The organism is Kitasatospora sp. NPDC001539 (assembly GCF_040298565.1).
In the GTDB taxonomy this organism is placed as follows: domain Bacteria; phylum Actinomycetota; class Actinomycetes; order Streptomycetales; family Streptomycetaceae; genus Kitasatospora.
In genome coordinates, this window is the sequence record NZ_JBEPAK010000076.1 from 20,660 (window position 1) to 28,132 (window position 7,473).

Sequence of the window (7,473 nt, forward strand, 5' to 3'; positions counted from 1 at the left end):
GCGCCGCCGCAGAGCCCTCAGGCCGTGATCAGTGAAGTCAGCAGCCCTGCGGCGTCGATGCCCCGCGGCAGGTCGCTGACCTGGCCGTCACCGACCTCGACCACCCGCCAGCCGGACCCGTCGGCCCGGCTGGCGAGGTCGGTGGTGACGAAGCGGCAACCGAGTCTTCGCACCAACGCGGGGACACCGGTCAAGTCGGGCTCGACCTGCTGACGCGGGTCGTCCGGGTGCGGCCCGACCATGATCGGCCGTCCGTCCAGCCACCACACCCGGGCCTCCACGGCCCGCCCGTCCGCGCCGTCGGAGCCTCCGCCCGTACAGTCCGGCGCTCCATCCGTGCAGCCCGCCTCGCCGGCCGCCCGCTCGAACTCCTCGTACCGCCGCAGCACCACCCCGCCGGCCAGGAACTCGCCCTGCAACTCGACGAACCGCCCGACCACCCGGCCGACCGCCGCCAGATCCGCCAACTCCGGCACGTAGCAGGCTTCGAGCCATTCGTGCTTGCGTGACTTCACGTAGTCCTTGACGATCGCGGGCCCGCTGCCGCCCAACCGGGCCACGGCGGCAGCCAGTTCCTCCGGCCCGGGTGCCGCCGAGCCGTCGGACGGGATCCAGACGCTGGACGGCGTGGCCCCCTCGAACACGGAGTACCAGCCAGGGAGTTCGTGGGCGGCCGCGTAACCGGGCGCGCTGGTCAGCGGATTGCCGCCGCGGGCGGTGAGCGCCGCGGTGAACTCGGCGTAGCGGGCGGAGGGAAGCATCCACCCCCGGTACCAGAGCGGGCCGATGCCGCGGGGTACCCGGCGGATCGCCTCCTCGGCCTGCCCGGCGAGCAGCGCGTCGTGGTCGACCAGGTGGTGCTCGCCGCCCAACTCCCGCAGGATCCTCGCCTCCCAGGCGAAGTGCGGGTCGGGTCGGCGGGGATTGAGCGGGTCGGCGGGAAAGAGGATCGAGGGTACGGGCATGGCGGCCAGAGTACGTCCGACGGACCGGCCGCGTGTCCCCTTGCGCCAGGAGGCGAGCCGGCCAGGGCGATCGGGCGCGGCCACTCGGAACGGCCCAACGGTCCAACGGCCCAACGGTTCGGCGGCTCAACGGTTCGGGGGTCCGACTACTCAAATCAGGGGCTCGCTGTTCAGCGATGCCGGCACCGGGCCGGGTCGGTGAATCCGCTCGACGCCCCGGTCGGGCGCTGCCAGAGTGTGCCGGTGCGAAAACTGCTGAGATCCCGCAAACGCGTTCCCCGGCAGGCCGCCCGGACGGTGGTCCTGGACGGGACCGGCTCGGTGTTCCTGCTCCGCTCGGACAACGACGAGGTCGGTGTGCACTGGACCATGCCCGGGGGCGGGTTGGAGCAGGGCGAGAGTCCGTTGGACGGCGCCCGGCGCGAGCTGTGGGAGGAGACCGGTTGGACCGACCTCGAGCCCGGCCCGCTGCTCTGCACCTGGGAGCACGACTTCACCTGGCACGGCACGCCGGTCCGCCAGCACGAGCACATCTACCTCACCCGCGGACCGCATCGCGGGCCGGTCGGCGATGTCAGCGCGGTGCACGCCGAGGACCGGATCCTCGACTGGCGCTGGTGGACCCCGGCCGACCTCGCCGATGAGAACGCCGACGCGCTCTGGCCGCCCCGGCTCCCCGAGCTGCTGGTTGCGGTCCGGGCGGGCTGGGCGGTCGACGGGCGCCCGCCGGTGCCCGTCGACCTCGGCTACATCCCGAACTTCCCGACTGTCCGCTGACCCGCCCCGCCGACCCGTCGGCTGCCCGCTGTCCCGCCCCGCCGGCTGCCGCCTGCCCGCCGTCCCGACCCGTAGGCCGGCCGGCGGACCCGATCCGCCCGACGGGCACGGCCACTCGCGCTCGTCGGCGGGGCGCTGCTACCCCTGACCGCTGCGCCGCGCCTGCCCTCGCCTCCCGGCCGGACCGACCGACCAGCCGTGCAGGCCCAGCTCCCGGTCGTGCATCGCCCAGGGGTTCATCATCACCGTCAGCCCGGCATGGGGCAGTTGCTCGACGGTGAGACCGGTTTCGGTGAGCAACTGCTCGGTCGACACCGAGACCGCGATGGCGGGACGCCAGGAGGGCAGCACCACCAGACTGGTGCCCCGTCCGACCCGGATCGGCTCCGCCGCCGTCCGGACCGGCGTCCGCTCCTCCGAGCGGCCGACTGCCTCGGGCTGGCCGGGACCGCCACCGATCAGGACGCCGAGCGGCGGTTCGGCCCTGGACACCCCGACACCCGTCTCCGGCTCGGCGCTCGGCACCGCCGACACGGCCGTCCCGGTCCCCGAGGAGGCGTTCGACGAGGGCCCCGACCAGGCGTCCGGTGAACCCCCGGAGAAGGTCTCAGCCCCCTGGGCGGAAGCCGTGTGGTCAGCCGCCGACCCCGCTGCGCCGGGCAGCGCCTCCGCCCGCTCAGCGCCGCGCGCTTCGGACCCCGTCAGGCCGGTCGAGACCGTCCGCCGTGCGGCCGTCTCCCGTTCGGCCGCCTCCTGCCCGGTCCGTTCGGCCCGGGGGTGCATCCGGCGCAGCCGACGCGAGGGGGCCGGCCGTCGGAAGCCGAAGCTCCGCCAGGCCTCCGGGACCGTACGCTGCGCCGGTCCGGGCCAGGTGGCTTCGACGGCCACCGCAGGCTGCTGCGGCCGGACGGACTCCGACTCGGCCCCGACGACCGGAGCGTCCTCCCCGTCGTGGTCCTGCCCGGGCTCCTCGCCGAGCAGTGCCAGTACCTCCTCGACCGGACGTCGGCACGCGGCCGCCAGTTCGGCCGGCGAGCGCCCCTCCGCGCGTGCGGCCCGAAGCCGGTCGGCGAACGCGGCCCGCAGCCGTGCCGCCGTCGGGTCGCCCTCCGCCGCGGCCGGATCCACGGTCGGACGCACGGCCGTGTGCACCGCCGGGTCCACTGCCGGATTCACTGCCGGATTCACGACCGGGGTCGGGGCCGTGGTCGCGGCGAGGTAGGCCTCCGAGTCCTCCTTGCTGCGCGGCTGCGGCACCGAGTCGTGGCGGCAGGAGCGGTCGTGCCCGGCCCCTCGGGACGCGATCGCGCAACCCTCGGCCGCCGTGGTGATCGAGCAGCCGGGCGCGGACCGCGCTTCCGGTCCGGGACTCGCAGCCGGGATGTCCGTGCCACCCAGGGCATCCGAAGCGAGGGCGTCCGAACCGGCCGCGACGCCCATGACGTCCCTGACGCCATTGGCGTCCCTGACCTCCGTGACGTCCACGGCGGGCGGTGCGGCGGCGGGCGGTGAGGAGTCGGCGCCGTCGGAGGGCGGTCCGGGCAGGGACGGATCAATGGCGGTGCGACGGAGCGATGTCATCGGCTGGCCCTTCGGGGGACGGTCCGGACGATCCTCCCGCACCGCGCGACCAGGTCCAAGCGTTGTTCCCGGGCGTGTGCGCGCGACCACCGAGAGGTCGCCTCCCCTTCCAGCCGGCTGTGCCGGCTCAACTGCCGCGCGCACCAGACCCCTTGCGCCCCGACGCGTAGCCGAGCGCCGCCAGCCTCGCGCCCTCGGCCACGCCATGGGGCGAGACCGTCGTCCGGGCCAGCCACCCGCAGCCGCCGCCCGGGCTGACGCCGCCCGGGCTCACGCCCGTCCGGCCGTTCCTGCGCTCCCACCGCCCCCGCCCGAAGCACGGCAGGGCAGCGGCAAAAGGCCGGTGCCACCCGGCGAGCACCGCTATCGTTGAGCACATGAAGCGTTTTGCGGGCCTGTGCTGGTGGCCGTCCTAGGACGGCCACCCCACTCGCCTGACCAGGGCCGTCCGGGATGGACGGCCCTGCTGCGTTTCTCCCGCAGGACGGGCCCTCGCCCCGGACGGCCGCAACCACCGCCGAACCGAGGGAGAACCCCCGATGCCCGTCACCCGAACCCCCGGCCCTCACGTCCGCCGACGCCCCCGCCCCGATCACCGCCGCGCGGATCACCGACCCGACCGCCCACCGCGTCCTCACCGGCGACCGCCCCACCGGCCCGCTCCACCTCGGCCACTACTTCGGCACCCGGCGGAACCGCGTCCGTCTCCAGAGCCGGGGCGTCGAAATGTTCGTCCTCGTCGCCGACTACCAGGTCATCACCGACCGGGACCTCGCCGACCGGCTCGCCGAACACACCGAGAACCTCGTCCTCGACTACCTCGCGGCCGGCCTCGACCCCGAACGCGCCACGATCTTCGCGCACAGTGCCGTCCCCGCCCTCAACCAGTTGCTGCTGTCCTTCCTCAGCCTGGTCAGCGTCGCCGAACTCAGCCGCAACCCCACAGTCAAGGACGAGATCGCCCACTCCAGCCAGGCGGCCGTCAACGGACTGATGTTCACCTACCCCGTGCACCAGGCCGCCGACATCCTGTTCTGCAAGGCCGACCTCGTACCGGTCGGCCAGGACCAGCTGCCCCACCTCGAGGTCGCCCGCACCGTCGCCCGCCGTTTCAACGAGCGCTACCCGCACGCCGACGGCAGCGCCGTCTTCCCCCGCCCCGAGGCCCTGCTCTCCGAAGCCCCGATGCTGCTCGGCACCGACGGCGGCAAGATGAGCAAGAGCCGGGGCAACGCCATCCCGCTCGGCGCCACCGAGGACGAGACCGCCCGGATCATCTGCGGTGCCAGGACGGACACCGATCGCCGCATCGGCTACGACCCGGTGCGCCGCCCGGGGGTCTCCGGCCTGGTCCTGCTCGCCGCGCTCTGCCAGGGCCGCGCCCCCGAAACGATCGCCGAGGAGGTCGGCGACGGCGGCGCCGCGGCGCTGAAGCGGACGGTCACCGAGTCCGTCAACGAGTACTTTCGCCCGCTGCGCGCCCGACGAGCCGAACTCGCCGCCGACCGGGGCCACCTGCGGCAGGTCCTGCGCGACGGCGCCGAGCGGGCCAACGCCGTCGCCGACGCCACCCTCGCGGAGGTGCGGGAGGTGATGGGAGCGGTCTGAAGAGCGTCCGGCCGAGCCGGAGCACCGCCGGCCGGTCCGAGGCACCGTCAGGCCGTCGGCGCCACGGACATCGGCCGGTTGACGCGGGGGCATATCGTCACCGGGCGGCCGCGACCACGCCCCGCGGCCGCCCACCGTCCCTCCTCGCCCGAAAGGCCCGGCCCATGGACCACCACCCGACCACGCCCGGCCAGGCGCTGACCCGCCCGCCCCACCTCCGCCCCGGCGACCACATCGCCGTCGTCGCCCCCAGCGGACCGATCGATCCCGAGCGCCTCACCGCCGGCTGCGCGATCCTCCGTTCCTGGGGCCTGCGCGTCACCGTCGGCCCGCACGTCCTCGACACCCACCCCACCCTCGGCTACCTCGCCGGCACCGACGCCGATCGTGCCGCCGACCTGCAGAACGCCTGGCTGGATCCCACCGTCGATGCCGTCATCTGCGCCCGCGGCGGCTACGGCGTCCACCGCATCGTCGACCTGCTCGACTGGACCGCGATGCGCACCGCCCGCCCCAAGCCCTTCGTCGGCTTCAGCGACGTCAGCTCCCTGCACGAGGCCTTCGCCCAGCGCCTCGGCCTCGCCACCCTCTACGGGCCACTGGCCTCCGGCGACTCCTTCGTCAACGACGGCCCCACCGCCGAGCACCTCCGCCGCACCCTCTTCGAACCCGCCGCCACCACCGTCCTCACCTCGCCCACCGCCACCGCGCTCGTCCCCGGCCGCGCCCGCGGCGTCACCGCCGGCGGGTGCGTCCACGTGCTCGCCGCGGAGCGCGGCACACCCGCCGCTCGCCCCTCCTACGCGGGCGCCATCCTGATCCTCGAGGACGTGAACGAGTACCCGTACCAGCTCGACCGGCTGCTCACCCAGTTCCTGCGCTCCGGCGCCCTGGACGGCGTGGCCGGCATAGCCCTCGGGTCGTGGGAGGGGTGCGGACGCCCCGAACGCGTCCGGGACGTCATGCTCGACCGGCTCGGCAGCCTCGGTGTGCCGGTGCTCTGGGAACTCGGCTTCGGCCACTGCCCGTCCAGCCTCACCGTTCCGCTCGGCGTCCCCGCCCTGCTCGATGCCGATGCCGGGACCCTCACGCTCGAATCGCCCGCCCTCACCTGAGCCGTCTCTGCCCAGCGCCTCCCTCGTGGGGTCCTCGTCCTCACAGGGCCGGTCCCCAGCACCTCGCCGAGGACCGGGGGAGTGCGAAACGAGCGAGTGGGGAGTGCGGGACGAGTGAGTAGGGTGCGGCCATGAACGAGGACCGCCTCACCGCTCTCGCCCTCGGATTCCTCCGGGGCCCGGGCAGCAACGCCCGCACGATCCTCGGACTTGCCGGCCCGCCCGGCGCCGGCAAGTCCACCCTGGCCCGCCACCTGGTCGCCGAGGTCGAACGGGTCGAGGGCCCCGGCACCGCCGCGTACGTCCCGCTGGACGGCTTCCACCTCTCCGCGGCCCAGCTCGACCGCCTCGGCCTGGCCCACCGCAAGGGAGCTCCGGCCACCTTCGACGCCCACGGCTACGTCGCCCTGCTGCGCCGGATCGCGGCCGACCGCTTCCAGGACATCTACGCGCCCGACTTCGACCGCACCCTGGACGAGCCCGTCGCCGCCCGCCACGTCGTCCGCCCGCACACCCGCCTCGTCATCACCGAGGGCAACTACCTCGCCTCCGCCGACGCCCCCTGGCCGGACGCCCGCCGACTGCTGCGCGAACTCTGGTACGTCCACACCGAGGACGCCGTCCGCGAGGAACGACTGCTGCGCCGCCACCTCGACGGTGGCCGTGACGAGACCACCGCTCGCCGGTGGGTCAACGGGAACGACCACCCCAACGGCGAGTACGTGAAGGCGGGCCGGGCGGTCTGCACCCGGACGGTCCTCGGGAGCGGTTTGCACGAGGCGCCTCAGAGGGGTAGTGTTTCCTAGTCGCTCGGCAGGGAGCACCGGACACGCATCGGCGCGGACGGTCCCGGGGCGGCCAATCCTCTGAACACACTTCCGGTTCGTGCCGGTCGTTTCGCTTTGCGCGGTGCGGCTCGGTGCTTATTCGGCGTGCTCGTTTTATCGGATTGCGCTCGATTCGCTTTTCGGGGCGGGGATCGGCTAGAGTTTGGAACGTCGGACGGGGCGTCAAACCCCGGAAGGCACCAGCGAGTTGGATGAGGGAAGCGCCGGAAACGGAGCGGAAAACATCTGATAAGCTGGAGACACGAAAGAACGAAGCGCCCGGAGGGTCCGCTGGAAGGCGGCCTGAAGGAAGTGTCCGTTCCTTGAGAACTCAACAGCGTGCCAAAAGTCAACGCCAGATATGTTGACATCCCCGGCCTCGATCGTCTGATCGGGGTTGGAGATTCCTTTTGAAATAACACTAGCGAGGACGCAGTGCGCGGGGCCGCCTTATTCCGGTGGTTGCCGTGCCGCTCAACGCGGGTGTCGACCCGATTACGGGTAAACATTCACGGAGAGTTTGATCCTGGCTCAGGACGAACGCTGGCGGCGTGCTTAACACATGCAAGTCGAACGGTGAAGCCCTTCGGGGTGGATCAG

6 protein-coding genes and 1 rRNA gene are annotated in these 7,473 nt (G+C 73.3%); 5 read left to right on the plus strand and 2 right to left on the minus strand.

Features of this window, described 5'->3' with window-relative positions:
* Window positions 1–17 precede the first annotated feature (17 nt).
* Window positions 18–965, minus strand: coding sequence for an ATP-grasp domain-containing protein (locus ABT247_RS14775; RefSeq protein ID WP_350742676.1), 948 nt, complete (start codon window positions 963–965; stop codon window positions 18–20).
* Window positions 966–1,208: 243 nt separating this feature from the next.
* On the opposite strand from ABT247_RS14775, the gene ABT247_RS14780 reads away from it, so the two are divergent.
* Window positions 1,209–1,742: an NUDIX hydrolase gene (locus tag ABT247_RS14780; RefSeq protein ID WP_350742678.1), complete on the plus strand. Its 534-nt coding sequence runs from the start codon at window positions 1,209–1,211 to the stop codon at window positions 1,740–1,742.
* A 138-nt stretch (window positions 1,743–1,880) separates the two neighbouring features.
* Here ABT247_RS14780 and ABT247_RS14785 read toward each other — a convergent pair whose 3' ends face one another.
* On the minus strand, window positions 1,881–3,323 hold the full coding sequence (locus tag ABT247_RS14785) for a hypothetical protein (RefSeq protein ID WP_350742680.1): 1,443 nt from the start codon (window positions 3,321–3,323) through the stop codon (window positions 1,881–1,883).
* A gap of 453 nt (window positions 3,324–3,776) precedes the next feature.
* Between ABT247_RS14785 and trpS the strand changes: the two genes are divergently transcribed.
* The 4 genes from trpS to ABT247_RS14805 form a co-directional block, all read left to right on the plus strand.
* Window positions 3,777–4,931, plus strand: coding sequence for a tryptophan--tRNA ligase (gene trpS, locus ABT247_RS14790; protein ID WP_350742682.1), 1,155 nt, complete (start codon window positions 3,777–3,779; stop codon window positions 4,929–4,931).
* Between the two features lie 164 nt (window positions 4,932–5,095).
* Entirely contained in the window at window positions 5,096–6,046 is a 951-nt protein-coding gene (locus ABT247_RS14795) for a S66 peptidase family protein (RefSeq protein ID WP_350742684.1), read from the plus strand.
* Window positions 6,047–6,177: 131 nt separating this feature from the next.
* Window positions 6,178–6,852, plus strand: coding sequence for a nucleoside/nucleotide kinase family protein (locus ABT247_RS14800; protein WP_350742686.1), 675 nt, complete (start codon window positions 6,178–6,180; stop codon window positions 6,850–6,852).
* A 529-nt stretch (window positions 6,853–7,381) separates the two neighbouring features.
* Window positions 7,382–7,473, plus strand: a 16S ribosomal RNA gene (locus tag ABT247_RS14805); the annotation flags it as partial.